We start from the raw sequence: 23636 nt of genomic DNA, 5'->3' as shown, positions 1-23636 counted from the left end.
GAAACTGCGGCCACCGGCAAAGGTTGTTATACTTTTCGCCGTTTCCGGCCTCCCAGCCGGATGTTTCGCGCGTGTCCGCGCGCGCGGGCCCACTGTCCTGCGGGTCGGCATAAAACCTTCTTTGAACGCCTTTCAGCAGGCGCCTCCAGCGGAGATCGTCTTGGCTGTTTCCAATCTCGTCGTGGACGACAACGAAATCGATGCCGCTGCCGCCACGTCCGGCAGCTCGTTTTATCTCGCCATGCGCATCCTGCCGGCTGCGCAGCGTGATGCGATGTATCAGGTCTATGCTTTCTGCCGCGCCGTCGACGACATCGCCGACAGCGACGACATACCGCGCGCCGAGCGCTCGGCCGCGCTCGATCAATGGCGCGCCGACATCGACGCGTGCTATGCCGGCCAGCCGCGCGCCTCGTTGCGCGCGCTCACGCGGCACATTCACACGTTTCATCTGCAACGCGAAGATTTTCACGCGATGATCGACGGCATGGCGATGGACGCCGCCGCCGACATCTGCGCCCCCGACGACGCCACGCTCGACCTCTATTGCGACCGTGTCGCGAGCGCGGCGGGCCGTCTGTCGGTGAGGATATTCGGGATGCGGGAAGAGCCCGGCCGGCTGCTCGCGCACCACCTCGGCCGCGCGCTGCAGCTGACCAACATCCTGCGCGATATCGACGAAGACGCCGGCATCAACCGCTGCTATCTGCCGCGCGAGCTGCTCGCGCGCGAGGGCATCGCGATCACGAACCCCACGCAGATCGCCGACGATCCGCTCCTGCCGCGCGTCTGCGCGACGCTTGCCGAGCGCGCGAGGCAGCACTTCGCGGCGTCCGACGCGATCATGGATCGCGAGCCGCGCGCCCACGTGCGCGCGCCGCGCATCATGTCGGGCGTCTATCGGGTGCTGTTCGAGCGCACGCTGGAGCGCGGCTTCGACATTCCGCGCACGAAGGTCCGCAAGCCGAAGCTGCGTCTGCTGTTGATCGTCGCGCGGTACGCGCTTTTCTGAGCTGATGCCGAAGCTCGTCCACGTGGTCGGCGCGGGCGTGGCGGGCCTCGCCGCCGCCGTGCAGTTGCAGCGGCGCGGCGCGCGGGTCGTGCTGCACGAGGCGCGGGACCACGCCGGCGGCCGCTGCCGTTCGTACTACGATGCGAAGCTCGGCATGACGATCGACAGCGGCAATCACATCGTGCTGTCGGGCAATGCCGCGACGCTCAACTACGTGCGCGCGATCGGCGCGATCGACGAACTGAGCGGCCCGGCGCGGCCCGAGTATCCGTTCGTGGATCTGGCGACGCGGGCGCGCTGGACCGTGCGGTTGTCGCCGGGGCTCGTGCCGTGGTGGATTTTCGATGCGCATGCGCGCGTGCCGGACACGCACCCGGCCGATTACCTGGCGCTTGTGCCGCTGCTGTTCGCCAAGCCGGCGCGCAGCGTCGCGCAGACCATGCGTTGTCACGGGCCGCTGTGGGACCGGCTGTTGCGGCCGCTGTTTCATGCGCTGCTGAACGTCGAGCCTCGTGAAGCGTCGGCCGAGTTGACCGGCGCGATCGTGCGCGAGACGCTGCTGGCCGGCGGCCTCGCCGGCCGACCGCTGGTGGCGCGCAACGGGCTCGGCAGCGCGTTCGTCGATCCGGCGCTGCGGCTGCTGCAACACGGCGGCACGACGATCCGGCTCGGCTCGCGTCTGCGCGAGATCACGTTCGCCGCCGAGCCGGCGCGCGTGCAGGCGCTGCATTTCGCCGACGAAAGCATCGCGCTCGACGCGAACGATGCCGTGATCCTCGCGCTGTCGTCCGAAGACGCACCGGCGCTCGTGCCGGGTCTGTGCGCGCCGACCCGCTTCGCGGCGGCGCTCAACGTGCATTTCGCGGTCGAGCCGCCGTTCGGCTGGCCGCAGATCACCGCGTTGCTCAACGGGACGGCCGCCTGGCTGTTTGCGTTGGACGGCCGCTTCTCCGTGACGCTGAACGGCGCGGAGAGCCTGCTCGACACGCCGCACGAAGCGCTCGCGGCGAGCGTCTGGGCCGAGGTCGCGCAGGCGGTCGATCTGCCGCTCGCGCCGCTGCCGCCGTGGCAGGTGGTGAGCGAACGACGCGCGACGTTTGCCGCGTTGCCCGATCAGGAAACGCGGCGGCCGGGCATGCGTACCCGCTGGAACAATCTCATGCTCGCGGGCGACTGGACGGCCACTGGCCTGCCCGCGACACTTGAAGGCGCGATCCGCTCCGGCCAGAAGGCTGCGGACACGCTGCTGAATCAACCGATGGAACGCCGATGAACGACCTATCTCAGAACCCGCCGCTCGACGCGGTCCTGCCTGACGCCGAAGCCGCCGGAACGGCGCCTGGGGCTGCCGCCGCGCAGAACGCGCCGGAAGCTGGCGCAACGTCAACGACCGCGCAAGCGGCGGCGCCTGAGGCGGCGGCTGCGGCGGCAACCGAAGCGACTGCTGCTGCTACCCCCGACGCGGCCTCGCTCGACGCCGCGATCACGCGCGCGACCGACGCGATCCTCGCCGCTCAGCAGCCCGACGGCCACTGGGTCTACGAACTCGAAGTCGACGTGACGATTCCCGCCGAGTACGTGCTGCTCGTCCACTATCTCGGCGAAACGCCGAACCTCGAACTCGAACAGAAGATCGCGCGCTATCTGCGCCGCACCCAGTTGCCGAACGGCGGCTGGCCGCTCTTCACCGACGGCGCGCTCGACGTCAGCGCGAGCGTGAAGGCGTACTTCGCGCTAAAGATGATCGGCGATTCGCCCGACGCCGAGCACATGGTGCTCGCGCGCGAGGCGATCCTCGCGCATGGCGGCGCGGAAAACGTGAACGTGTTCACGCGGATTCTGCTTGCGCTGTTCGGCGTGGTCTCGTGGCGCGCGGTGCCGATGATGCCGGTCGAGATCATGCTGCTGCCGACGTGGTTTCCGTTCCATTTGTCGAAGGTGTCGTACTGGGCGCGCACCGTGATCGTGCCGCTGCTTGTGCTCAACGCGAAGCGGCCGCTCGCGCGCAACCCGCGCAAGGTACGCATCGACGAAGTGTTCCGCGGCGCGCCCGTGAATACTGGCATGAACGAGCGCGCACCGCATCAGCATGCGGGCTGGTTCGGCTTCTTCCGCTGTGTCGATACGGTGCTGCGCGCGGTCGATGGCCTGTTCCCGAAGGCGATGCGCGAGCGCGCGATCCGCGCGGCGGTCGCGTTCGTCGACGAACGGCTGAACGGCGAGGACGGCCTCGGCGCGATTTTCCCGGCGATGGCGAACTCGGTGATGATGTACGACGTGCTCGGCTACCCGGCCGATCACCCGAATCGCGCCATCGCGCGCAAGTCGCTCGACAAGCTGCTCGTCGTCAAGGACGACGAAGCGTATTGCCAGCCGTGTCTGTCGCCGGTGTGGGATACCTCGCTCGTCGCGCATGCGCTGCTCGAAACCGGCGAGAAGCACGCCGAGCAGGCGGCCGAACGCGGGCTCGAATGGCTGCGTCCGCTGCAGATTCTCGACGTGCGCGGCGACTGGATTTCGCGCCGCCCGAACCTGCGGCCGGGCGGCTGGGCGTTCCAGTACAACAATGCGCATTATCCCGACGTCGACGATACGGCCGTGGTCGTGATGGCGATGCAGCGCTCGGCGGCGCTCACGCAGTCCGACGCCTATCGCGAAGCGATCGCGCGCGCGCGCGAGTGGGTCGTCGGCATGCAGAGCAGCGACGGCGGCTGGGGCGCGTTCGAGCCCGAAAACACCCAGTACTACCTGAACAACATTCCGTTCTCCGATCACGGCGCGCTGCTCGATCCGCCGACCGCGGACGTGTCGGGCCGTTGCCTGTCGATGCTCGCGCAGCTCGGTGAACTGCCGCAGGGCAGCGAGCCTACGCGGCGCGCGTTCGACTACATGCTGAACGAGCAGGAATCGGACGGCAGCTGGTACGGCCGCTGGGGCATGAACTACATCTACGGTACGTGGACCGCGCTGTGCTCGCTGAACGCGGCCGGCATGCCGCATGACGATCCGCGCATGAAGCGCGCGGTGCAGTGGCTTCTGTCGATCCAGAACAAGGACGGCGGCTGGGGTGAGGGCGGCGAGAGCTACAAGCTCGACTATCGCGGCTACGAGCGCGCGCCGAGCACGGCCTCGCAGACCGCCTGGGCGCTGCTCGGCCTGATGGCGGTGGGCGAGGTCAATCACGAGGCGGTCGCGCGCGGCATCGATTACCTGCAGCGCGAGCAGCGCGAGCATGGGCTGTGGGAAGAAGAGCGATTTACCGCAACCGGTTTCCCGCGCGTGTTCTATCTGCGTTATCACGGTTATTGCAAGTTCTTCCCGCTGTGGGCGCTCGCGCGCTTCCGTCATCTGAAGCGCAACGGGTTGACGCGCGTCGCGGTCGGGATGTAACGGATGCCTTTTTCGACAGCGCGTTCCGCCGATGCGGACCGCCGCGGTTTGCCCGTGATCGTCGTGACGGGCATGGCGTTCGAGGCGCGCATTGCGCGCGGCGACGGCAGCGATGGCGTCGAGGTGGTCTACGCGGCGCGGGCCGATCTGCTCGAACGAGCGCTGAATGCGGCGCTCGAGCGCGGGGCGGCGGGCATCGTCAGCTTCGGGACAGCGGGCGGGCTTGCGCCGGACCTGGAGCCGGGCGCGCTGATCGTCGCCGATGCGGTGCATGGGCCGTTCGGGCGGATCGAAACCGACCGGCCATGGGCGGATCGGATCGCCGCTGCCGTGAGCGCGGCGGGGGCCGCGCGTGGCGTTGCCGCGCGGCTGCGGCGCGGCCCGACGGCAGCAGTCGCCGCACCGCTGATTACCGCTGCCGACAAACGCGCTCTGCACGACTCGACCGGCGCGCTCGCGGTGGATATGGAATCGCATGTGGCGGGCAGGATCGCCGCCGCGCATGGGTTGCCGTTCGCCGTGTGCCGCACGATTGTCGATCCGGCCTGGCGCACGTTGCCGCCGGCCGCCACGGCTGGCTTGCGCGACGACGGCAGTACGGCGCTCGGGCCGATTCTGCGGGAATTGCTGCGGCAGCCGTCGCAACTCGGCGCGCTGCTCCAGTTGGCCGCCGACGCGCGCGCCGCGAAGCGCACGCTGGTCGAGACACGCGAGGCGCTAGGCGAGAGCGGCGCGCTGCGGATGGCGGCGGGCAACTGAGATCAGGCGGCGGCGCGTGGTGCCGTGAAGGTGGCTGACAAACGCTTTGGCCCAGACTGATTGGGATACCCGGATACCCGGATGCCCAGCCGATGTAGCTCGCTCGACCGGGGCGCCCATTGCGGACGCCCCGTTTTGCTTCAAGGACTTTCGCTCAAAGCAGCCTTATTGCGGAGCCGCCACAGCCGCCGGTTGTTTAGCGTCGGCGGGCGCGGCTTGCGGTGCTTCAGCGGCAGGCGATGCCGAAACCGGCGTTGCGCCGGGATCGCTGTAGTTGGGCAAATCGCCCGGCTCGCCCTTATCGGCTCCGGCTCCACCGCCGGATACCCCCGATGCTCCACCGGTCGCCGGGGCAGCCTCACCCGGATCGGTGTAATTCGGCAGATCACTCGGCGCACCCGTCGCACCCTTCGCGGCCCCAGCACCAGACGCCCCATTCGGCGCCTGCGCCGCCTCACCCGGATCCGCATAGTTCGGCAGTCCGGCCGGCGTCCCCGAACCGGACTCGCCGTGATCCTCGTAGTCGGGCAGGGGCGCGGCATTCTCGCTCGTGCCGCGCAGACGCGCGCGCCGCTGCTGCGTATAGGCGTCACGCACGAACGAGTACTTGTCGAGCGCGGCCTGCTGCAGCAGATCGGTCGCGCCGAGCAGATCGGAGCGCGTGCTCACGAACTGCAGCACATACAGCGGATTGCGCGTTGCCGGTTCCACGTAGTTGAGCGGATTGAATTTCACGTCGACGACGAGCCCCATGCTGTCGCGCACGGTGCTCGGCCCGAACAGCGGCAGCACCAGATACGGACCCGACGGAATGCCCCAATGTCCGAGCGTCAGACCGAAGTCCTGATGATGCTTCGGCAGCCCGGCCGGGGTCGCCCAGTCGAGCAGACCGCCGATACCGAACACCGAGTTGAAGGCGAAGCGCACGATGTCTTCGGTCGCGTCGGTCACATTCAATTGCAGCAGCGCGTTCGCGGCGTTGGTGAGGTCGCCGAGATTCGAGAAGAAGTTGCTGACGGCCGTGCGCAGCGGCTGCGGCGTGACCTTCTGATAGCCCTTCGCCACCGGCACCGCGACATAGCGGTCCACGCCGTCGTTGAAGTTGAAAATGACCCGGTTCACGGGCTCGAACGGATCGCCCGGCTTGCGGTCGGGCGCGGTTGCGCAACCTGAGATCAGACCGGCGGCGGCGAGCGCCAGCGCGGTGTTATACAGCTTCATGCTTAGATTCCCTTTTGCTTCGCGCGACGTTGGCGCGGCTTGCCCATCAGTACGGGCTGAAATACCACTGCACCGATCAGTGTGCAGAACAGCGAAAGCGCGAGCAGCCTCCCCATGCTGGACGTGCCTGGATGATGCGACAGCCAGAGGCTACCAAACGCGGTGGCCGTTGTCGCTGCGCTGAACAGAACTGCGTGCGTGAGGCTCGACTGCAACAGGCTCGTCTGGCCGTGGCGCCACGCCATCACGAAATAGATCTTGAAGGCCACGCCGACGCCGAGCATCAGCGGCAGCGCGATGATGTTCGCGAAGTTCAGCGGCATGCCGAACACGACGCACAGTTCCAGCGTGACGAGCGCGGAGACCAGCAGCGGCACCAGCGTGCGCAGTACGTCGCCGATGCGGCGCAGCGCGATCCAGAGCAGGATCGCGATCGACAGCAGCGCATAGATGGCGGCTTGCAGGAACGCCTTGATGATCGTGTCGGCCGAATGCAGGATCGAAATCGGCCCGCCGATCGTGCCCGGCTCCGTCTTTTTCACCGCGTGCGCGAAGCGCGCGAGCATCGTGTCGTCGTTCGGATCGACGCCGGCCGGCACCTTCGGCGCGATGTCGACGAGCGCGCGGCCGCCCTTGCCGATCCATGACGCGACGATGTCCTTCGGCAAGTTCTCCTGCGTAATTTCGGTCGGTTGCAGCAGATTTTCCAGTTGCTTCAGCGCGATGCGCAGCGGCTCGGACAGCGCGGCTTCGGCACGGTCGCGCGTGGCGGCGTCGGCGGCGGCGAGCTTCTGCAACGTCGCCGACAGATGCTGCGCCTCGGCGGCGCCCGGCCCTGGATGATCCTCGGCCGCGAGCGCAAGCTGGTTAGAGGCGCGCCTGAGCGCGGCGACGCGGACCTCGTCGGTGGCCGGCGCCGCGGGCTGCTGCTGCAACGCGGGCAGCAACTGCTGCGCAGCGCTCGCGATCAGCATCATCTTCTGCTGCTGGTCGGCGGGCACGAACGTGCTCAGCGTCGTTACGCGGCCCACCTCGGGCAGCTGGCGCAGGCGCGCGGCGATGGCGTCGGCGTCGGCGAGCGACGGCGCGAGCGCATGCACATTGTTGACCGCGGCTTCCGGCGAATCCTTCAGCGACAGCAGCGTCGCCATCGATTCCGTATGCGGGTCCTTCAGGTGCAGCGGATTGAAGTCGAAGCGCAGATGCGTGAGCAAAGGCGTGGCGCCGATCACGACGATCAGCGTGCCGATCAGCACCGGCTTGCGATGGCGATCGAGGAAGTCGTCGACGGGTGCGAGCTGCTTGAAGCCGGGCGAGGCAGCTTCGCCCGGCGGATTGAAGACCTTCAGCAGTGCCGGCAGCAGCGTCATGTTCGTGAAGTACGCGACGAACATGCCGACGCCGGCGATCTGGCCGAGTTCGGACACGCCGCGATACGCGGTCGGCAGAAACGAGAAGAAGCTCAGCGCGACCGCGACGGCCGCGAGCGTGAGCGGCACGCCGATGCTGTGCGCGGTGTGCATGAGCGCGGCGGAGAGCCGGTCGTCGCGGTTGCGCTCCTCGCGATACTTGACGCCGAACTGCACGCCGAAATCGACGCCGAGCCCGACGAACAGCACCATGAACGCAACCGAAATCATGTTGAGCGCGCCGACCATCATCAGACCGAGCGCGGCCGTGATCGCGAGCCCGACGAACAGCGTGATGAACACGGCCGCGATCATGCGGCCCGAGCGCAACGCGAGCCACAGAATAATCAGTACGACGATGAACGTGCCGATGCCGTTGAGCACCGCGCCGTCCTGCACGGATGCGAACTCTTCGTCGGCGAGCGGTTGTTCGCCGGTCAGGCGGATCGTCGCGCCGGAGCGCGAGTCGAGATGCAGCGACGCGGCCGTCGCGCGAATCGCTTTCGAGGCGCTCGCGCCGGCTTCGAGCGCGTCGTAATTGACGACCGGCTGCACGACCACGAACGCGCGCGCGGGATCGGTGGCGACCGTTTTGTCGACGAGCGCGCGCCATGAGAAGGCGGCCGGCTGGCCGGCCAGCACGCGATCGAGCGTGTTCGCGCTTTGCGAGAGCAGATGGCTCATGTCGGCGAGCTTCACCTGGCCGAGTTGCAGCGGCAGCAGCAGGCTCGTGGTTAGCGTGCCGGCGAGGCCGGTCAGGCTCGGATCGTGCGCCAGCGCGTTGACGAGCGGGCGCGACTGCACGAGTTGCGAGGTGGTGGACATCACCTCGTCGGTGGACGGAAACAGCAGGCCGTTGTGTTCGAAGAACGGCCCGCCGGCCGGCTGCGAGACCGCGGTGAACTCCTTCGAATCGGCCTTGAGCGCGGCGCTCAGCACGTTGGCGGCGGCGTCGGCGAATTCGGGCGCGCGCGCCTCGACGACCACGAGCACGGTGTCGCCGCGTTCGGGGAAGGCGGCGTCGAGCGCGTGCTCGAGTGCCGACCATTGCTTGTCGGTCTCGATGAGACGACTGATGTCCGTGTTGATCTTGAAGTTGTGCGCGACGTAGACGCCGCTCAGAACGGCGAGCACGATCGACAGCGCGATGATCCTCAGCGGATGACGCACCGAGTACGCGACGAGACGGACGATATATGACTTCAGCATGTAGGCGGACGTAGCCTTATCACGGAGATGGTTCTTGACGAAGGTGCATAAGTATACAGAGCCGCGGCAACGTAGCCCGAGTTCGGTCGCAAGCGCGGCACCCGGCCGGCTGGCCCGGTTGGGAACGCAATCCCGGCTATACTGGTCTATCCCTCATTAGCCTTGGGCTCGCGAGCCCGCCGGCGCTACTACTTTCAGGTCCTGACGCGCGTATGAAACGATATCTGACTGCTTTTCTGGCCGCGGCCGTGGTGTCCACGGCGGCATTTGCGCAAAGCGCGCCCGATGCGGTGGTAAAAAGTGCCGTCGAGGGCACGGTGACCGCAATGAAGGCCGATCCGCAGGCACGCGGCGGCGACATGGCGAAGATCACCCACGTCGTCGAAACGCACTTCCTGCCGGCCACCGACTTCCAGCGCACCACGCGTATCGCGGTCGGCAAGCCCTGGTCGACCGCCACGCCGGAACAGCAGAAGCAGCTGTACGAGCAGTTTACGCTGCTGCTCACGCGTACCTATGCCGCATCGCTGTCGCAACTGCGCGACCAGGACGTGAAGTTCAAGTTTATGCCGGTGAGCGTGCCGGGCGGCGCAACCGACATCGTCGTGCAATCGCATGTAATCAGCAACGGCGGCGACGATGCGATCGACTACCGGCTCACCCGGGGAGCGTCGGGCTGGAAGATCTACGACATCAACATGATGGGCGCATGGCTGATCCAGGTGTATCAGACACAGTTCGCCGACCAGATCGCCAAGGGCGGTATCGACGGGCTCATCAAGTTCCTGACCGAGCATAATGCGCGCGGCGCCTGAGCGGGTCGACCGTTTGCTCCGGCGGTAACGGTAAAGCAACGGTAAAACAAAAGCGCGGTGGCCTCGAACGGCCACCGCGCTTTTTTCATCTGCAGCGTACGGCGCGCGGACATTCACGCACCGTACGCGAGGCGGCGCGCAACCGCTCCGCCCGAACCACTCAGTGCGCCGCGGTTGCGGTCTGCACCTTCTTGCCCGTGCCGGCGCGCTTGATCTCGTCGAGCTTGATCTCGACGTGACGCGAGAACACGTACTCGGCGGGACGCTGCTTGTCGAGCGGGATGTCCTTCGCGAACGCGCCCGTCGTCTTCGGACCGCGCAGGCTGACCTTCAACGCCTTCAGCGGATGCGCAACCGTGTCCATCACGGCCGTTGCTTCGAAGCCGCAGTGGACCATGCAGTCGGCGCACTTCTCGTAGTTGCCGGTGCCGTACTTGTCCCAGTCGGTCATTTCCATCAGTTCCTTGAAGGTCTTCACATAGCCTTCGCCGACCAGATAGCACGGCTTCTGCCAGCCGAACACGGTACGCGCCGGGTTGCCCCACGGCGTGCATTCGTAGCTCTGGTTGCCAGCGAGGAAGTCGAGGAACATCGCCGACTGGCTGAACGACCAGTTCTTGCCGTTGTTGCCGCGCTTGAAGATTTCGCGGAACAGCTGCTTGGTCTTGTCGCGGTTCAGGAAGTGCTGCTGGTCCGGCGCGCGCTCATACGCATAGCCCGGCGACACCGTGATGCCGTCGACGCCCATCGGCCCGAGCGTGTCGAAGAACTTCGCCACGCGCTCCGGCACCGCGTCGTTGAACAGCGTGCAGTTGATGTTGACGCGGAAGCCCCGGCGCTTCGCTTCGCGGATCGCGGCCACGGCCTTCTCGTAGACGCCTTCCTGCGACACCGAGTGATCGTGCGCTTCCTTGTCGCCGTCGAGGTGAACCGACCAGACGAAGTACGGATTCGGCTGGTAGTCGTCCATCTTCTTTTCCATCAGGAGCGCGTTCGTGCACAGGTAGACGAACTTCTTGCGCGCCATGATGCCCTTGACGATCTCCGGCATTTCCTTGTGCAGCAGCGGCTCGCCGCCCGCGATCGAGACGACCGGCGCGCCGCATTCGTCGACGGCCTGCAGGCATTCTTCGAGCGACAGGCGCTGGTTCAGGATCGGATCCGGATAGTCGATCTTGCCGCAGCCATTGCAGGCGAGATTGCAGCGGAACAGCGGCTCCAGCATCAGGGCGAGCGGATAGCGTTTGTTGCCGGAGAGATGCTGGCGCATGATGTATGCGCCGACGCGGACTTTCTGTAGCAGCGGAATAGACAAGATGTCCTCCTTAAACTTCGCGTGCAGCGAGTGGTTGCATCAGCTTCGATGGCAACTTGAATTCGACTTTCTCTTCACGGCCCGCCATCGTCGCGACATCGACGGGCCCCAATGCGCGCAGCGCATCGATTACGTTCTTCACCATCTCTTCCGGCGCCGATGCGCCGGCCGTCACGCCGACCGTCTGCGCGCCGGCAAACCATTCGGACTTCACTTCCGAGCCGTCGGCGACGAGGTAGCTCGCCACGCCGCTTTCGCTGCCGATCTCGCGCAGCCGGTTCGAATTGGAACTGTTGGTTGCGCCCACCACGAGCAGCACGTCGATTTCCTTGCTCAGCTCGCGTACCGCCGCCTGGCGGTTTTGCGTCGCGTAGCAGATGTCGCGCGTGTCCGGACCGACGATGTCGGTGAAGCGGCGCAGCAGCGCGTCGATGATGCCGCGCGTGTCGTCCACCGACAGCGTGGTCTGGGTGACGTAGGCGAGCGGCGCATCCACCGGCAGATCGAGCTTCGCGACTTCGGCTTCGCTTTGCACGAGCAGCACCTTGCCCGGAATCTGGCCGATCGTGCCTTCCACTTCCGGATGACCGGCGTGGCCGATCAGGATCAGCGTGCGGCCGGCGGCCACATACTGGCGGCCTTGCACGTGAACTTTCGTGACAAGCGGGCAGGTCGCGTCGAGCACGTCGAGGCCGCGTGCTTCGGCATCGCGTTCCACCGTTTGCGCGACGCCATGCGCGCTGAATATTGCCACGGCGCCCTGCGGCACTTCATCGAGTTCCTCGACGAAACGCGCGCCTTTCTGGCGCAGATTGTCGACCACGTGACGATTGTGGACAATCTCGTGGCGGACATACACGGGCGCGCCGTGTTGTTGTAACGCACGATCGACGATTTCGATTGCGCGGACAACGCCCGCACAAAAGCCGCGGGGCTGAGCAAGGATGACTCGCATATATTGGCGAACTCCGACTGACGCGGGTTTCGAAGAAGTCGGTGAAACTGACTTTATCGCCGCGCTCATCTTGATTAGTTGACGTCTTGAGCCCCGGCGACGGGCCGGTACAGCAAAACCAAACGCGCATTCTAACGCTATCGGGGCCGCTTTGCTTTCTGGCGCAGCCCCCGTGTTGGATGCCCGCCGCCGCAAGGGCGCCGCGCATGGTGCCATGCCGGGCTGCCGCGCGGGTGTCACGGCCCTGTGCCAAGCCGGGACGCTGGCTGCACCGGTTTGGCGGAACCCTTAAACTACCGGTCCTTGCGGCGCGCATGACATGCCGTGTATTACAGAATGGTTTCGAGGCTCGCTGGATGGACGTCGATCAGCACGAAAATTTTCCGATCGCGAGCGTATTGCTGCCGAAGACGCTGCGCGCGCCTGTCGGCATTATCTACCAGGTTGTGCGCACCGCGGCCGATATCGCCGGCGAAGGCGACTGGAGCGCTGCCGAGCGCCATGCGCGCCTCGCCGATTTCCGCGCCGGACTCGACGCGGTCGCGCAGCGGCGCGCGGCGCCCGTGCATGCGCTGCTGTTCGGCAAGCTCGCGGGCGTGATCGCGCAATATACACTGCCGCTCGGGCCGTTTTACGACCTGCTCGACGGCTGCGCGCAGGACATCGATACAAAGCGTTACGCGGATCGCGCCGCGCTCGTCGACTATTGCCGCCGCTCGGCGCATCCGGTCGGGCATCTGATGCTGCACCTGATCGGCGCGGCGACGCCGCGCAATCTCGCCGACGCCGACGCGATCTGCACCGCGTCGCAGCTCATCAGCTTCTGGCTCGACGTCGCCGCCGACTGGAAACGGCAGCGCGTGTACCTGCCGCAAGCGGATTTGCGGCGCTTCGGCGTGAGCGAGGCGCAGATTGCCGGCGGTGTCGTCGATGATGCATGGCGCGCACTGATGGCGTACGAGGTGGACTTCGTGCGCGATACGCTCGTGCGCGGCGCGCCGCTCGCGCTGCGCATGCCGGGGCGGCTCGGCATCGAGTTGAGCGCCGCCGTGCATGCGGGTTTGCGCTTTCTCGAACGCATCGAGCGCGCGGGCTACGATGTGTTTCGCGAGCAGCCGGTGCTCACTCCGTTCGACTGGTGCGTGGTCGCGGCGCGCACCGTGGCGATGCAACTGTCCAGACGCGTCGGCGTGACGGCGCGTTCAATCGAGGGTAATGCTTAATGGCGGGCTCAATGGCGGCGGTCCTGTTTGTTCTTTCGTGTGTTTCCCTGCTGATCTGGTGCGTGCTGCTGTTCGCGCGCGGCGGCTTCTGGCGCGCGCGTCCGGCCGCGCCGCTGACCGTCGCGCCGCGCGTCGCATGGCCGGCGGTCGCGGCCGTGGTGCCGGCGCGCAATGAGGTCGACGTGATCGCCGAGGCGGTGACGTCGCTGCTCAAGCAGGACTATCGCGGCGCGTTTCACGTGATCGTCGTCGACGATCACAGCACCGACGGCACCGCCGACGCCGCGCGGGCCGCCGCGCTCGCCCTGCAATGCCCGGAGCGCCTCACGGTGCTGGGCGCGAAGCCGCTGCCGCCGGGCTGGTCCGGCAAGGTGTGGGCGCAATCGCAAGGCATCGAGGCGGTGCGCGCGCTCGGCCTGCCGGCTGACTACCTGCTGCTGACCGACGCCGACATCGGCCATCCCGCCGATGCGCTCGTGCAGCTCGTTGCGCGTGCCGACGCGGAAAAGCGCGACCTCGTCTCGCTGATGGTGCGGCTGCGCTGCGATTCGTTCTGGGAAAAAGCGCTGATTCCGGCTTTCGTGTTTTTCTTCGCGAAGCTCTATCCGTTCGCGTGGGTCAACAATCCGCGCAACCGTACCGCGGCGGCCGCCGGCGGCTGCATGCTGGTGCGCCGCGCGGCGCTCGAGGAAGCGGGCGGCATCGAGTCGATCCGCGCCGAATTGATCGACGATTGCAGCCTCGCCGCGCGCATCAAGCATCGCGGCACGGGGCGTCATCCGATCCGGCTCGACGTGGCCGCGAAGAGCGTGTCGCTGCGTCCGTACGATAGCTGGCGCGAGATCTGGAACATGATCGCGCGCACGGCCTTCACGCAATTGCGCTATTCGCCGCTGCTGCTCGCGGGCACGCTCGCCGGCATGGCGATCATCTATCTGCTGCCGCCGGTCGCCGCGCTCGTGCTCGGGCCGCTCGGCTGGCCCGCATGGCTCGCGTGGGCAGCGATGTGCTGCGCGTATGCGCCGATGCTCGCCTACTATCGCCGCTCGCCGTTGTGGGCGCCGTTTCTGCCGCTGGTGGCGCTGTTCTATGTCGGCGCGACGTTCGCGTCGGCGGTGCGCTACTGGCGCGGCAAGGGCGGGCAGTGGAAGGCGCGCGTGCAGGCGCCCGTGCAGGAGCGTTGAAGGCCGGCGATTGACGGTGCCTGCCTGACGGTGGTTTGCTTCGGGCGATGCGCGCAGGCATAAAAAAAGCGGCTTCATCAAGCCGCTTTTTTTGCGCTCGGCGTTTCGCTTGCCTCACGCGCTTTTCGTCAGGTACTGCGCGTCATGCGTTCGTGAGCATCATGTACATCTGGATCACCACGTCCGGCGAGAACGTGAACGGCACCCAGCCGTGGCCGGTATGGCGCATCACGAGCAGGCGGTCGCCGTTCGACTGCTTCTGCACCGCCATGACCGGATTTTTCGTCGACACGAACTGCCAGCCCGGCGGAATGCCCTGCGGCTGTTCGGGTGTCATCGAGGCGCGCGCATTCGACAGTTCCTCGATCAGCCGGCCGATCTGGTCCGGACGCAGCGCGACCGTCTGATTGCCGATCGTCATCGTGATTTCGTCGCGCGCGGGGCGGTTGATTGCGAGCGTCGGCTGGAATTGTGGGGCGGCCGCATCCGCCGGAGTGCCCGCGGGCGGGGCGGCGGGTTCAGCGGCTTCGTTGGCGGGCGCGCCGGCCACAGCGTCCGGCGCCGTCTCGGTCGCCTCTGCATTTGCTGCCGCTTGCGATGCCGTGGTCTGCGCGGGTGTCTCGGGAGTGTTGTCGGCCTGCCTGGCCACGACAGCCTGAATGAGCTGATCGACGCCCACTTCCAGCACGCCGAGCTGTTCGTGAAGATTCATGCGAGGTTTCTCTGATAAGACCCGCGATTTTACCTGCTGCGCGCGGGCTTGGACCCGTCGCGGGTGCGGGACTTGTAACAAAATGCTTACGCCCGCGCGCAAGCGGGACTCAGCCCTTCATCAGCCCTTCAGATACCCCGCCTGCCGGAACCATTCGAGCGCATCGGCAAGACCCTCGCGATACGGCCGCGCGCGATAGCCGAGCTCGCGCTCCGCCTTCGCCGAGCTGAAATACATCTTGTTCTTCGACATTTTCAGCCCGTCGACGGTCACGAACGGTTCGCGCTTCGTGAATTTGGCGACCGCTTCCGCGCCCATCGCGAGCGGATACAGCGGCCAGCGCGGCAGGCTCAGCGTCGGCGCCTTGCGGCCGGTCAGCGCGGCGATGTCGGCGAGCATCTGCTGCAGCGGCAGGTTCTCGCCGCCGAGAATGTAGCGCTCGCCGATCTTGCCGCGTTCGAGCGCGAGGAAGTGGCCGGCCGCGACGTCGTCGACGTGCACGAGGTTCAGGCCCGTATCGACGAACGCCGGAATCTTGCCGAGCGCCGCTTCCAGGATGATGCGGCCGGTCGGCGTCGGCTTCACGTCGCGCGGGCCGATCGGCGTGGACGGATTGACGATCACGGCGGGCAGGCCGTCCTCGGCGATCATGCGCTCGACCGCGCGCTCGGCGAGCACCTTGCTGCGCTTGTACACGCCGATTGCCTGCGCGGCCGTGAGCGGCGAGGTTTCGTCGGCGGACTGGCCCGAACTCGTCACCTTCAGCGTTGCGACGCTGCTCGTGTAGACGATGCGCTCGACGCCTTCCTTGAGCGCCGCGCGCATCGTCGCTTCGGTGCCTTCGAGATTCGCGCGCTCGATCTCGCCAGGGTCGGGCGCCCACAGCCGGTAATCGGCGGCCACGTGCAGCAGATAGCGCACGCCGCGCAGCGCGTTGCGCATCGACGTTTCGTCGCGCATGTCGCCGACCACGATTTCCGCATCGAGCGATTCGACGTTTTTGCGCGGACTCGTCGCGCGCACCAGCACGCGCACGCGAAAGCCCTTGCTTTGCGCGATACGCGCCACCGACGAGCCGACGAAGCCGGACGCACCGGTCACAAGCACGAGATCGCGATTCTGTTCGGTCATTCTGTTTCCGTTTCCTGCATGAAGGTCGACGGATTGTACGTGGCGCGTGAGCGGGATGGGCGTTCTCGGGCACGCGCGCCGCGAGGCGACTAGAATGCCGGCTTGAAAGACTGCGATGCATTAAAAGGAGAGAGCGGCATGGCCCCGGATCTGGATGAGCGGATCGAAACGTATTACGTGCGGGTGCGCGGCACCGTGCAGGGCGTCGGTTTTCGCCACGCGACGGTGCGCCAGGCGCACGCGTTTGGCATCAAGGGATGGGTCGCGAATCTCGACGACGGCTCCGTCGAAGCGATGTTGCAGGGACCGGCCAATCAGATCGACCGCATGCTGTCGTGGCTGCGTCACGGACCGCCGGCGGCGCGCGTGAGCGAAGTGAGCGGCGAGGAACGCACGACGGACAAACGCTACGAGCGCTTCGAGCAGCATTGAGCGCCACGTAAAAAAACGGCGCGCCATCCAGCGGCCGGCGCGCCGTTTTCGTCATCCTGCCTTTATGTATGCGTGAGTGAGGCAGGGCGTGCCACCAGCAGACTCTCCGCGAATCCCCACTCCTGCTCGACCCACTGATGACTGCACACGAAGCCGGCGCCGTCGGCGATCGCGGGCAGTTCTTCCGCGCGATATTTGTGGCTGCTCTCGGTCCAGATCGTTTCGCCAGCCTTCAGCGACACCGTCAATTGCGCGGCGCGCACGTGCGCGGTGAGATCGCGCTTCGCACGCAGATGCATCTCGATGCTGCGCGCGTCCGGGTTGAAGCGCGCGACGTGCTCGAACGCATCGAGCGGGAAGTCGCCGTCGAGCTCGCGATTGATGCGCGCGAGCAGATTCAGATTGAACGAGGCCGTTACGCCGACCGCATCGTCGTAGGCGGCGATCAGCTTCGGCGTCGGCTTGATGAGGTCGGTGCCGAGCAGCAAGGCGTCGCCGGGCGCGAGCATATTGCGGATATCGCGCAGAAAACGCGTGGCCGCGAGTCTGCCGAAATTACCGATCGTGCTGCCGAGAAACAGCACGAGTAAGCGCTCGCCGTCCTTGCGCTGCTTGCTCACTTCGGCAAGACCGGCCAGATAGTCGCGCTCGTAGCCGACGATCGAAATCCGCTCGATGTCGCCGAGTTCGCGCCGGCATAACTGCAACGCGCTGCGCGAAATTTCAATCGGGCAGTAAGAAGTAGGGCGTTTTTTACACAGCGCTTCGAGGATGCGCCGCGTTTTACGGCCGCTGCCGCTGCCGAGTTCGGCGACGGTCACGTCGTGCGGCAAATGCTCGACGATCTCGGCCGCGTGCTTCGTGAGCAGCCGTTCCTCGGCGCGTGTCACGCCGTATTCGGGCAATACGGTAATCACTTCAAAAAGCGCGGAGCCCACTTCGTCGTACAGATACTTCGACGGCAGTTCTTTTTGCGGCGCGTGGGTGAGTCCGGCGCGCACGTCGGCGGCGAAGGCGGCGCGCAGGTCGGAGGGCGAGTGGCTGAGCGATAGGGCTGGCTGGGTCATGCTGGCTCCAGTAGTCACATTCGTTGAGCGGGATGGCTGGCCGGGGTGGCATGCGCGCTGAAACGCGGTTGACGCATGCCGCGGGCGAGAAGCGCGGGCGCGGTCCGCGCGGCGGTCTGCGGACGGTGCCCGCGACAGCATGCGGGGCTGCATGGGCCGGCCCGGCTCGTGAGTGCTGCTCGTGCGGTCGCGAACGACGTGCAAAGCTTCGTAGCAAGATTCGCGCTCGAGCCGGGATTGAACCGGAATCGTACGCGAGTTGAGCGGCGCTTGCCGCGCAACCGGGTGCGTCCGTGGCGGCGCATGAAGTTATGTTCTAGTGCATCGACACGCGATGCGCACGGACAAATTGCAGCTCGTTGGCGAAAAAGCGCCGACCCCGCTGGCCGATAACCCGTCTAGAATGCCGGCTTGTGCCGTCGATCCAGAACAAAAACGCAGCGTCTGCCGCATGAAACGCGGGGCTGCCTGCTTGCGAGACTTCAGTTCCAATGACAACAACGAATGCCGCGCGTCCCCACACCGCGCCGCCAGCCCACACGCCCTCAGCCGTAGTGCTGGCGCGCGACGTCCGCCGGACCGCGCGATGAACCCCAACCACCAGGACGTCAGGCGCGGGATTGCGCTCTCGGTCGGCGCGTCCGCGTTGTTCGCCTTACTGTCTGCTTACGCGACGCTGCTTGCGCCGCTCACCGGGCTCGACATTTTCGCGTGGCGCATCATATGGACCGCGCCGGGCGCGTTGCTGCTCGTCGCGGTGCGCAAGCGTCTGCCGATTCTGCGCCAGCTTCTTTGCCGCATGATGACCGAGCCGAAGCTCGGCGCCGTGATGATCGTGAGCGCGGCCTTGCTCGGCGTGCAGCAGTGGCTATTTCTATGGGCGCCGCTGCATGGACGGATGCTCGAAGTCTCGCTCGGCTATTTTCTGCTGCCGCTCGTGATGGTGCTGGTCGGCCGTTTTTATTATCACGAACGGCTCGATGCATTGCAGTGGCTCGCCGTCGCGTGCGCGGCCGTGGGCGTCGGCCACGAACTATGGGCGACAGGCGCGTTTTCATGGCCGACGCTGATCGTCGCGCTCGGTTATCCGCCGTACTTCGTGCTGCGTCGCAGGATCAACCAGGATTCGCTCGCGATGTTTACCGTCGAGGTGGCGTTGCTGGTGCCGGTCGCTATCGCGTTCGTCATCAGCGGCGGCTCGCTGCAGGCGGTTGCCGGCCGCGCGGCGATGTGGGGGCTGCTGCTGCCGGGCCTCGGCGCGCTGAGCACGCTGGCGCTTGCCTCGTATCTGAAGGCGAGCCGTCTTTTGCCGCTTGCGCTGTTCGGCATTTTTGGCTACGTCGAGCCCGTGCTGCTCGTGTTCGTGTCGATTACGCTGCTGCGCGAAACGCTCACTTCGACGCAACTGGCGACGTATGTGCCGATCTGGTTTTCGGTCGCGTTGGCCGCACTGCATAGCGTGAGACTGATCCGCTTCGCGCCGGACTGATCGGCGAGTCGCGCCCTATACGGCCGGTGCGATGAGCGCTCAGCGATGCGCTTCGGCGCGCCCGGCCGCGCCGCGCGTCGGACCGGCCTGCGCGTCGATCGCCGCGCGCAACTCGGGACGCCAGCCGAAGCCGAACAGCGCTTCGGCGAGCACGAAGAGCGGTCCGATCAGCAGGCCGATTACGTCGTCGACGAAGGCGGGTTTGCGGTGTTCGTACGCGACGTGGCCGACGAACTGGAACACCCAGCCGATCACGAACAGACCGATGCCGGCGGCGAGCCACACCAGTGTCGATTGCGCGGCGAGCCACGCGCCGAACGCGACGCACAGCGCCGACACGCAGGCCATCATCACGCCGAGCGGCACGTCGAGCGCGAGGTAGTAGACAGTGGCCGCGACGAACAACAGCCAGGCCGGCGACAACGTGACCGGGAACATGCCGGCGCCGAAAGCGGGGCGGCTCAGCAGCACGGCGAGCGCGAGCACGATCAGCGGAATGCCGACGAAGTGCGTGGCGATATTGCGCCGGTCGCGATGATAGGCCGCGTATTGCGTGAGCTGCTGCGTCAGCGTTCTCATGAGTGCCGCTCCTGTGTCAAAGTCAGCATAATCGCGGGCAGCGGAATTTGAAACCATCGGGTAGCCGACAATCGGCGACAATCGCGCACGGATGCTGTCCCATGACTGAGCGTTTTTCATCGAACGAGCTTGCCGAGCTGCTTGAACGCAGCGCATGGTTTCGCGCGGCGCCCGCTGATATGCGGCGGCAGTTGATCGAGGCGGGGCGTATCGAATGTCTCGCCGCCGGTCAACGGCTCTTTACGCGCGGCGATGCCGACGACGGGCTCTACTGCGTGCTCGACGGCCTCGTGAGAATCGGCGCGGCGAGTTCGACGGGCAAGGAAGCGTTGCTCGCGGTGATCGAGCCGGTGAACTGGTTCGGCGAGATCGCGCTGTTCGACGCCCGGCCGCGCACGCACGACGCCTACGCCGAGCGCGACTCCGAACTGTTGCATGTGCCGCGCGCGGCGCTTGCCGCGTTGCTCGAACGCACGCCGGCTTACTGGCATGTGTTCGGACTGCTGCTCACGCATAAGCTGCGTCTCGCGTTCGAGGCGATCGAAGAGGCGGCGCTGCTGCCTGCCGCGCCGCGCGTGGCGCGCCGTCTGTTGCTGATGGCAGGCGGTTACGGCGAAGCCCACGCGTTGCGCCGCGTGCTCCGGGTCCCGCAGGAAGACCTCGCGATGATGCTCGCGTTGTCGCGTCAGACGATCAATCAGGTGCTCAAGCACTTCGAGACGCAAGGCGCGTTGAAGCTCGGCTATGCGGAGATCGAGATCGTCGATGCGGACAAGCTGCGCGCATTGGCGAACGAAGCGGGTGCGGCTTCGTAGCCGGCGCGGCTCACATGAAAAAAGGCGAGTCATGCGACTCGCCCTCCCTGAACGGCACAGCCCGGCTTCGATCAGCTTCTATTGCAACGACATTGGCGTGGCCGGTAAGCGCCGGAACCGATCACGTGTTATTGCGTTTTCGTCGTGCCGGTTTGTGCGCCGTCGGCTTTGGCCGCGGCATTGCTGGTCTCTTTCGCGCTCTCCGTTTTAGTCTTGGCGGCGCTCGTTTCCACGGCGTTCTTCTTGCTCGACTTGTGGGCCTTCTTCGTATGGGTGGCGGTCTTTTTCACATGCGACTTCGAGGTGGCCTGCGCGGGCGCTTTCGTCGCGGTTGCGCTTTCGCCGGTGGCGCCGGTTTGCACGGCGGTGCTCGCCTTCAGATTCGCCTGAGCGGCGGGCTGCGTTTGCGTGGCTTGCGCGGGTTGTGCCGATGGCGTCGTCGACGGTGCGGCCGTTTGAGCAAAGGCGGTCGACACGAGCAGGGCGGAAGCGAGAGCGGCGAAAAGCGTCTTCATGATGTGACTCCTTGGTTGAACCGGTGGATTCTTGTGTCGCGGCTGAATCATTTCAGCGCTGCCGGTTTAACGTAGGGCCGAATACCGTAGTTGACGCTGCCGTGGTGACAAAACGTAACGGGTGCATCGTCGCTGATACAAGTCGGAATGCCGGTTTTAGCGGGTGGTGCCAGGAAGAGCGAGAAGAGAGAAGCGCAACGGAAAAGAGCGCAAAAGAAAAGGCGGAAGAAAAGTTCTCCCGCCTTTTGACGATGCTTTGCATTCAGCGCGGTATATGCATCAGCGACACGCTTACCGATTTCGGAGCAAATTCGTAGTTAACCCCGTGCCATACGAAAGTGCGGAATCCAATCACGAGGCACGCCAGGAATACGATCAGTGCGATTACAAAAAGAATTCTGGTTGCGCGTCCCATGTCAATTCCTTCTTTAATTCCGTCCCGTTCGCAGCGTATTCTAAAGCGTGGTGAACACCGCCGGCATCATTGAAACGGATTTTGCACCACACCCGGTTTCGCATCCGGCTCGTCCTTCACTTTCGCCGGCAAGCTTGCCTCCGCCTGCAGATTTGCGACGATCGCATCGACCGCTTCCTTCAGCGCGAGCGCCGCCTTCAGCCCGCGCTGATCGCGCGTCAATTCCAGCGTGCCGTTCAGCACGACGCGCGTGGTGCCGTTGCTCAGCGTGAGCGCGTCGCCCTGAATGTTGAGCACGTCGTCATCGTTCGAATAGGGTTTAAACACCTTTCAGTCCTCCTGGCCGCTGGTCCTTGAGGTTCTCCGGAATGCCCGGAAAACGGATGCCCGATACCGCTTCGAGTTCGTGAATCGTCCGGATGTCGTAACGGTTGGTCGAGACATTATCGACCACGACCGCGAACGCCATCCGTCGCGACGGCACATAGACGACCTTGTATAACTGTGTCGGTACGAAGACGCGCGTGGGTCCGATCGTCCGCAACTGCTGACCGGAGAAGATCGGACCGGTGACGACGTAGGTGTCGCCGTAGGACAGCGCGATCTTGCGTACCGAGGTTTCGATGCGCGACCACAATCGTTGGTTGTTCTGACGGTCTTGCGGCACGACGTTGGCAAGCGAGAACGATTGCGCCATCGCCTGCTCGTTCCAGCGATTGCCGGCCGGGCTCATGTGGCCGCGATCGAAACCGCTGCGCTTATAGTCGGCGAGCGTCGCGCCTTCGCCGTCGGGCAAACGCGCGTCTTCGAAGAACTTGTTCGTGCGGACCATCTCTTTGGCCGCTTCGATATGATCGCGCGTCAGATGCTCGGCGGACCACAGGGGACCGTGCGTGATACCCGAATGCAGCACCGCGAAATCGCTATAGCAGAGCAGGCGCGTTTTCGGCGCCATCTTCTGATTGGCGAGAACGGGCCATTGCGCATTCGGCGTGAACTGGGTGCAGGAAGGCGCCGCGCTCGCGTGAGCGGCGACGGCGAATAACAGACTGGCAAGCCACTTCTTCATGTGTCGGGGGATCGGATCGATGGACGGGGGGCGCAAGTATAGCGTCGCGGCTCGCATCGAGCGACCTCGAAGGACTCATCGAACCCACGGAAATGGAGCAGGCGGAAGCGGAAGAACATCGGGCTGCGAATGAACGGTACTTTGGCTTCGGTACCGGATTCGCTGCTGCATCGCGGCGCGCAGAACGCAGCGCAAAAACATGGGGCAGAACGCAGCAGAAAACCGCAGTGCAAAAAAAATGGGCCGCTTTGCAGCGACCCGAATGCGTGGACTTCCGACTCTACGTACACAAGCTTAAGACCATCTTAAGTGCTGCAACGCCACGTGCAGCCGTGTGCGTTTGCGTACGCGCAGATTGATGCCTGCGAACAGGCGTTCGCGTATGAGCCGGAAGTTTCGACCGGAAAGCGCGCGACAGATAAATCGCGCTAGAACTTAATTACCGAATACGCTGTGTTCCGCGCGGACCTTTTGACGGTCCACCGCCTGCAGGCGCCAGAACCCGCTGGTTGCTTGATGCGTGCGTAACGTGGTCCATGCGGCGGCGCCTTGTGCCGCGCTCACGCGTTCCTTGCGATCGACGTGCAGGCCGCGCAATGTACATAGCGGCGCATCGGCACTCGGCGCGCAGAGCGTGGTTACGCCGTCTTCGTCGTCGTGTAATTCGCCCCATGGGGGCAGGTCGATCCCTTGATGCGCTTCTCTCGACCACCGGTGTTCGTCGGTGTCGAGCCAGAGCACAGCATAGTCGTGGCTTACGGTGGGATCGGAACCGTTGATCAGGATGGTCAGTCGCATGTCAGTTCCGTGCAAAGTGCAGTTTGCGAAGTGCTTTATCAGTCTAGGTGGCGCCGCGCGTTATGCAAGGCAAAAGACATGACCTGAATCAAAGACGAAAGTAAAGTGCGCGCACGACGTGT

Annotated in this window: 22 protein-coding genes; 10 read left to right on the top strand and 12 right to left on the bottom strand. The window is 65.5% G+C overall.

The genetic code is table 11. The features are described from left to right. Positions 1–160 precede the first annotated feature (160 nt). From hpnD to F3J19_RS06285, 4 genes are read left to right on the top strand one after another with little or no spacing between them, the layout of a single operon-like run. Entirely contained in the window at positions 161–1012 is an 852-nt protein-coding gene (gene hpnD / locus F3J19_RS06300; RefSeq protein ID WP_167038897.1) for a presqualene diphosphate synthase HpnD, read from the top strand. A gap of 4 nt (positions 1013–1016) precedes the next feature. Next, a complete protein-coding gene (gene hpnE, locus F3J19_RS06295; RefSeq protein WP_167038895.1) occupies positions 1017–2285 on the top strand; it encodes a hydroxysqualene dehydroxylase HpnE in 1269 nt (422 codons plus the stop codon). Further along, on the top strand, positions 2282–4402 hold the full coding sequence (gene shc / locus F3J19_RS06290) for a squalene--hopene cyclase (RefSeq protein WP_167038892.1): 2121 nt from the start codon (positions 2282–2284) through the stop codon (positions 4400–4402). The genes hpnE and shc overlap by 4 nt, the downstream gene beginning before the upstream one ends. 3 nt (positions 4403–4405) lie before the next feature. Beyond that, complete coding sequence (locus F3J19_RS06285; protein WP_167038890.1) at positions 4406–5161, top strand: phosphorylase; 756 nt, start codon at positions 4406–4408, stop codon at positions 5159–5161. 165 nt (positions 5162–5326) lie between these two features. On the opposite strand, the gene F3J19_RS06280 is transcribed toward F3J19_RS06285, so the two are convergent. Beyond that, a complete protein-coding gene (locus F3J19_RS06280) occupies positions 5327–6382 on the bottom strand; it encodes a VacJ family lipoprotein (protein WP_167038888.1) in 1056 nt (351 codons plus the stop codon). Between the two features lie 2 nt (positions 6383–6384). Continuing rightward, complete coding sequence (locus tag F3J19_RS06275; RefSeq protein ID WP_167038886.1) at positions 6385–9000, bottom strand: MMPL family transporter; 2616 nt, start codon at positions 8998–9000, stop codon at positions 6385–6387. A gap of 212 nt (positions 9001–9212) precedes the next feature. On the opposite strand from F3J19_RS06275, the gene F3J19_RS06270 reads away from it, so the two are divergent. Beyond that, complete coding sequence (locus F3J19_RS06270; RefSeq protein WP_167038884.1) at positions 9213–9815, top strand: ABC transporter substrate-binding protein; 603 nt, start codon at positions 9213–9215, stop codon at positions 9813–9815. Positions 9816–9975: 160 nt separating this feature from the next. Here F3J19_RS06270 and hpnH read toward each other — a convergent pair whose 3' ends face one another. Together hpnH and ispH are read right to left on the bottom strand one after the other, a co-directional pair. Continuing rightward, a complete protein-coding gene (gene hpnH, locus F3J19_RS06265) occupies positions 9976–11130 on the bottom strand; it encodes an adenosyl-hopene transferase HpnH (RefSeq protein WP_167038883.1) in 1155 nt (384 codons plus the stop codon). A gap of 10 nt (positions 11131–11140) precedes the next feature. Next, positions 11141–12085, bottom strand: a complete 945-nt coding sequence (gene ispH / locus F3J19_RS06260; protein ID WP_167038881.1) for a 4-hydroxy-3-methylbut-2-enyl diphosphate reductase — start codon at positions 12083–12085, stop codon at positions 11141–11143. A gap of 356 nt (positions 12086–12441) precedes the next feature. On the opposite strand from ispH, the gene hpnC reads away from it, so the two are divergent. Next, complete coding sequence (gene hpnC / locus F3J19_RS06255; protein WP_167038879.1) at positions 12442–13308, top strand: squalene synthase HpnC; 867 nt, start codon at positions 12442–12444, stop codon at positions 13306–13308. A gap of 11 nt (positions 13309–13319) precedes the next feature. Further along, positions 13320–14492, top strand: coding sequence for a glycosyltransferase (locus F3J19_RS06250; RefSeq protein WP_167038877.1), 1173 nt, complete (start codon positions 13320–13322; stop codon positions 14490–14492). A 142-nt stretch (positions 14493–14634) separates the two neighbouring features. On the opposite strand, the gene F3J19_RS06245 is transcribed toward F3J19_RS06250, so the two are convergent. Together F3J19_RS06245 and hpnA are read right to left on the bottom strand one after the other, a co-directional pair. Next, complete coding sequence (locus tag F3J19_RS06245; RefSeq protein ID WP_167038875.1) at positions 14635–15204, bottom strand: hypothetical protein; 570 nt, start codon at positions 15202–15204, stop codon at positions 14635–14637. A gap of 120 nt (positions 15205–15324) precedes the next feature. Continuing rightward, positions 15325–16335: a hopanoid-associated sugar epimerase gene (hpnA, locus tag F3J19_RS06240; protein WP_167038874.1), complete on the bottom strand. Its 1011-nt coding sequence runs from the start codon at positions 16333–16335 to the stop codon at positions 15325–15327. 138 nt (positions 16336–16473) lie between these two features. Here hpnA and F3J19_RS06235 point away from each other — a divergent pair, with 138 nt between their 5' ends. Next, positions 16474–16767 (top strand): acylphosphatase, encoded by a 294-nt coding sequence (locus tag F3J19_RS06235; protein ID WP_167038872.1) that lies wholly within the window; start codon positions 16474–16476, stop codon positions 16765–16767. A 62-nt stretch (positions 16768–16829) separates the two neighbouring features. Here the strand turns inward: F3J19_RS06235 and egtD are convergent, their stop codons facing one another. Next, positions 16830–17834 carry an L-histidine N(alpha)-methyltransferase gene (gene egtD / locus F3J19_RS06230; protein ID WP_167038870.1) on the bottom strand — a complete coding sequence of 335 codons (1005 nt, stop codon included), beginning with the start codon at positions 17832–17834 and terminating at the stop codon, positions 16830–16832. Between the two features lie 586 nt (positions 17835–18420). Here egtD and rarD point away from each other — a divergent pair. Continuing rightward, positions 18421–19323 carry an EamA family transporter RarD gene (rarD, locus tag F3J19_RS06225; RefSeq protein ID WP_167038868.1) on the top strand — a complete coding sequence of 301 codons (903 nt, stop codon included), beginning with the start codon at positions 18421–18423 and terminating at the stop codon, positions 19321–19323. Positions 19324–19362: 39 nt separating this feature from the next. Here rarD and F3J19_RS06220 read toward each other — a convergent pair whose 3' ends face one another. Then, entirely contained in the window at positions 19363–19902 is a 540-nt protein-coding gene (locus tag F3J19_RS06220; protein ID WP_167038866.1) for an Mpo1-like protein, read from the bottom strand. A 101-nt stretch (positions 19903–20003) separates the two neighbouring features. Here F3J19_RS06220 and F3J19_RS06215 point away from each other — a divergent pair, with 101 nt between their 5' ends. Next, complete coding sequence (locus tag F3J19_RS06215) at positions 20004–20717, top strand: Crp/Fnr family transcriptional regulator (protein WP_167038864.1); 714 nt, start codon at positions 20004–20006, stop codon at positions 20715–20717. A 128-nt stretch (positions 20718–20845) separates the two neighbouring features. Here F3J19_RS06215 and F3J19_RS06210 read toward each other — a convergent pair whose 3' ends face one another. From F3J19_RS06210 to F3J19_RS06195, 4 genes are all read right to left on the bottom strand, one after another. Beyond that, positions 20846–21232, bottom strand: a complete 387-nt coding sequence (locus F3J19_RS06210; RefSeq protein ID WP_167038862.1) for a hypothetical protein — start codon at positions 21230–21232, stop codon at positions 20846–20848. A gap of 481 nt (positions 21233–21713) precedes the next feature. Continuing rightward, positions 21714–21974: a hypothetical protein gene (locus F3J19_RS06205; protein ID WP_167038860.1), complete on the bottom strand. Its 261-nt coding sequence runs from the start codon at positions 21972–21974 to the stop codon at positions 21714–21716. Further along, complete coding sequence (locus tag F3J19_RS06200) at positions 21967–22716, bottom strand: DNA/RNA non-specific endonuclease (protein ID WP_167038858.1); 750 nt, start codon at positions 22714–22716, stop codon at positions 21967–21969. Before F3J19_RS06200 ends, F3J19_RS06205 begins: the two co-directional genes overlap by 8 nt. 435 nt (positions 22717–23151) lie before the next feature. After that, positions 23152–23514, bottom strand: coding sequence for a DUF3564 domain-containing protein (locus F3J19_RS06195; RefSeq protein ID WP_167038856.1), 363 nt, complete (start codon positions 23512–23514; stop codon positions 23152–23154). Between the last annotated feature and the right edge of the window lie 122 nt (positions 23515–23636).

Origin of the sequence: Burkholderia sp. Ax-1724, assembly GCF_011752995.1 — a bacterium.
Classification (GTDB): domain Bacteria; phylum Pseudomonadota; class Gammaproteobacteria; order Burkholderiales; family Burkholderiaceae; genus Paraburkholderia.
This window is presented reverse-complemented; position numbering and strand designations above follow the sequence as displayed.

What these genes read in the sequence shown, in the direction of transcription:
- hpnE (WP_167038895.1), top strand. Translation starts at nt 1,017, where the DNA reads ATGCCGAAGCTCGTCCACGTGGTCGGCGCGGGCGTGGCGGGCCTCGCC.
- shc (WP_167038892.1), top strand. Translation starts at nt 2,282, where the DNA reads ATGAACGACCTATCTCAGAACCCGCCGCTCGACGCGGTCCTGCCTGAC.
- F3J19_RS06285 (WP_167038890.1), top strand. Translation starts at nt 4,406, where the DNA reads ATGCCTTTTTCGACAGCGCGTTCCGCCGATGCGGACCGCCGCGGTTTG.
- F3J19_RS06280 (WP_167038888.1), bottom strand. Translation starts at nt 6,382, where the DNA reads ATGAAGCTGTATAACACCGCGCTGGCGCTCGCCGCCGCCGGTCTGATC.
- F3J19_RS06275 (WP_167038886.1), bottom strand. Translation starts at nt 9,000, where the DNA reads ATGCTGAAGTCATATATCGTCCGTCTCGTCGCGTACTCGGTGCGTCAT.
- F3J19_RS06270 (WP_167038884.1), top strand. Translation starts at nt 9,213, where the DNA reads ATGAAACGATATCTGACTGCTTTTCTGGCCGCGGCCGTGGTGTCCACG.
- ispH (WP_167038881.1), bottom strand. Translation starts at nt 12,085, where the DNA reads ATGCGAGTCATCCTTGCTCAGCCCCGCGGCTTTTGTGCGGGCGTTGTC.
- hpnC (WP_167038879.1), top strand. Translation starts at nt 12,442, where the DNA reads ATGGACGTCGATCAGCACGAAAATTTTCCGATCGCGAGCGTATTGCTG.
- F3J19_RS06250 (WP_167038877.1), top strand. Translation starts at nt 13,320, where the DNA reads ATGGCGGCGGTCCTGTTTGTTCTTTCGTGTGTTTCCCTGCTGATCTGG.
- F3J19_RS06245 (WP_167038875.1), bottom strand. Translation starts at nt 15,204, where the DNA reads ATGAATCTTCACGAACAGCTCGGCGTGCTGGAAGTGGGCGTCGATCAG.
- hpnA (WP_167038874.1), bottom strand. Translation starts at nt 16,335, where the DNA reads ATGACCGAACAGAATCGCGATCTCGTGCTTGTGACCGGTGCGTCCGGC.
- F3J19_RS06235 (WP_167038872.1), top strand. Translation starts at nt 16,474, where the DNA reads ATGGCCCCGGATCTGGATGAGCGGATCGAAACGTATTACGTGCGGGTG.
- egtD (WP_167038870.1), bottom strand. Translation starts at nt 17,834, where the DNA reads ATGACCCAGCCAGCCCTATCGCTCAGCCACTCGCCCTCCGACCTGCGC.
- rarD (WP_167038868.1), top strand. Translation starts at nt 18,421, where the DNA reads ATGAACCCCAACCACCAGGACGTCAGGCGCGGGATTGCGCTCTCGGTC.
- F3J19_RS06220 (WP_167038866.1), bottom strand. Translation starts at nt 19,902, where the DNA reads ATGAGAACGCTGACGCAGCAGCTCACGCAATACGCGGCCTATCATCGC.
- F3J19_RS06215 (WP_167038864.1), top strand. Translation starts at nt 20,004, where the DNA reads ATGACTGAGCGTTTTTCATCGAACGAGCTTGCCGAGCTGCTTGAACGC.
- F3J19_RS06210 (WP_167038862.1), bottom strand. Translation starts at nt 21,232, where the DNA reads ATGAAGACGCTTTTCGCCGCTCTCGCTTCCGCCCTGCTCGTGTCGACC.
- F3J19_RS06200 (WP_167038858.1), bottom strand. Translation starts at nt 22,716, where the DNA reads ATGAAGAAGTGGCTTGCCAGTCTGTTATTCGCCGTCGCCGCTCACGCG.
- F3J19_RS06195 (WP_167038856.1), bottom strand. Translation starts at nt 23,514, where the DNA reads ATGCGACTGACCATCCTGATCAACGGTTCCGATCCCACCGTAAGCCAC.